3 protein-coding genes are annotated in these 2342 nt (G+C 37.2%); 2 read left to right on the top strand and 1 reads right to left on the bottom strand.

Annotated features, from left to right (window positions below; translation table 11 throughout):
* Positions 1 to 34: 34 nt before the first annotated feature.
* Both AC5JL8_RS12275 and AC5JL8_RS12280 read left to right on the top strand, forming a co-directional pair.
* Positions 35 to 337 (top strand): PIN domain-containing protein, encoded by a 303-nt coding sequence (locus AC5JL8_RS12275; protein ID WP_495880056.1) that lies wholly within the window; start codon positions 35 to 37, stop codon positions 335 to 337.
* 168 nt (positions 338 to 505) lie between these two features.
* Positions 506 to 1639 carry an ISAs1 family transposase gene (locus AC5JL8_RS12280; protein WP_495880057.1) on the top strand — a complete coding sequence of 378 codons (1134 nt, stop codon included), beginning with the start codon at positions 506 to 508 and terminating at the stop codon, positions 1637 to 1639.
* Positions 1640 to 1867: 228 nt separating this feature from the next.
* On the opposite strand, the gene AC5JL8_RS12285 is transcribed toward AC5JL8_RS12280, so the two are convergent.
* Positions 1868 to 2170: a hypothetical protein gene (locus AC5JL8_RS12285; protein ID WP_495880058.1), complete on the bottom strand. Its 303-nt coding sequence runs from the start codon at positions 2168 to 2170 to the stop codon at positions 1868 to 1870.
* Positions 2171 to 2342 lie beyond the last annotated feature (172 nt).

A 2342-nucleotide genomic window follows, 5' to 3' on the forward strand; every position in this document is an offset into this window, starting at 1 on the left:
ATGATTATGATTACAAACAACAGCGCCAGAGAGGATGAAAGTCATTGTTGATACTTCAGTTTGGTCTTTAGCTCTCAGACGCGCTAGCAAAGCTGACGACTCACCTTATATTGCATTATTTCATGAATTAATTACGGATGGTCGAGTTGCTTTGCTGGGTGCTGTTCGGCAAGAGGTACTTTGCAAAATTCGTCACGCTAACCAATATAATCGGCTTAAAAATTATCTCCGCGCATTTCCAAATCTTGACTTAGAGATTGAAGACTACGAACTTGCTTCTGAGTTTTATAAGAGGATGTTTGTAAAGTCTAAGATGGTTAAAAATGTCATTCTGTAGACGCTTCTGCGGCTTCCCGCAGGGTGTGGAGCAGGGCAAACGCATCTAAATATAGTACATATATACTAAATATAGGATAAAGGTAGTGATCGCCGGGTGACATGTAGGTAAGGATTCAAGCTTTGATGATAAAGTCATTGTAAAAGTAGCAATATTGCCGAAGTTTGCGTGAAACTCAAGCCCAAAATCACAATTGCTGACCATTTTGCACAGATGTCAGACCCAAGAATAGATCGCACGAAGCGACACAATTTAATTGATATTTTGACTATTGCTATTTGTGCAGTAATTTGTGGAGCAGATAGCTGGGTGGCGATTGAACTGTATGGCTGTACAAAATATGAGTGGTTGAAAACGTTTTTAGAGCTACCAAATGGAATACCATCACACGATACTTTCGCACGCGTATTTGCACAATTAAATCCGCAGCAATTTCAAGAATGTTTTTTAAATTGGATGAAATCGATACAAAAAATAACTGTTGGAGAAGTAGTTGCAATTGATGGAAAAACTTTATGTAGTTCTTATGATAAGAGTAGTGACCAAAGTGCAATTCAAATGGTGAGTGCATGGGCAACTACAAATAAATTAGTTTTAGGACAAGTAAAGGTAGACTCCCAATCAAATGAAATCACGGCAATTCCAGAATTATTAAAGGTATTAGAACTAGCTGGATGTATCGTAACAATTGATGCAATCGGTTGCCAGAAAGAGATTGTGAAGTTGATTACACAGCAATCAGCAGATTATGTAATTACCTTAAAAAAGAATCAAGGTAATCTTTATGAGTCAGTTGAGAAACTATTTAAAACAGGGATAAGTACGGATTTTGAAGGAATTAAATATAGCACATATAAGACAGAAGAAACAGGGCATGGCCGTCATGAAATCCGCAACTACGTCATGTTATCTGGAATTGGGTCTCGGCTTGATCCAGATTCAGTTTGGTCAAAGTTTAGCAGTGTTGGGATGGTAGAGTCCGTCCGCTTATTAGATGGTAAAACAACAGTCGAAACTCGTTATTTTATCAGTAGCCTTGTCAGTAATGCTGAAGAATTTGCTAACTCTATTCGCAGCCATTGGGGTATAGAAAACTCATTACATTGGATCTTAGATGTTGCTTTAAGAGAAGATGAGTGTCGGATTAGGAAAGATAATGCTCCACAGAATTTTGCAATTATAAGGCAAATTGCAGTCAATCTTTTAGGTAAAGAGAAGCGAGTCAAACGAGGAATCAAAAATAAACAGTTCCTCGCGGCAATGGATAACAACTATTTACTAAGAGTTTTAGCGTTAGCTTAAAAAAGCACATCAAAACTTGGATTTAATGTTTTATATAAAAAGTTTATTTATTGTCTAGACAAATATACTTTTATGTACCCCTAATTGAATTATTTTAGTATTAATAAATAGTCATTTATTTGAAGATAAGTTATTTGATAAATTCAGATAGTATTTGATTTATTCTGCTTATCTTTACATCAATTTTTACAATTATCTATGTCATTTTGAAATCTTTCTTAATTTCTATTAGTAAATAAGATGCGTTCGCCCTGATGTCAGCACCCAGTAAGGTTCATCTCTCTCCACCTCTTCTACATATCCCCAAACCCGAAGATCTTGGAGAATTTCAGTCAAAAACTCGTCTACTCCCTCACCAGAATATGCACCTCCAAGAGCAATCATTTCTAATGTGCCTTGTAACTCATAATCGATAAGTGCTTCTTGCTTAGAGTGGAGTATACCAATTACCTCGGCATGGGGAGTACCAATAACACAGCGTTTTCCATCGGCTGATGTTACTGTTCTGAGCAACTCAAACGGGATAATCATGCGGTTGCCTCCAACTTGGGAACTGGTTGTAACGGTGTTAAGCACAAAAAATCCACTACATTCTTAATCGCCTGCATTGGCTCAACATCTCGATTATCAATCTGTGCAACAATAGCTGCTTCAGCACTGTTAATCCGGTTAAGACTGCGGGAATCAAGATAGTCTCTAGACT

Source organism: Mojavia sp. (genome assembly GCF_059505145.1).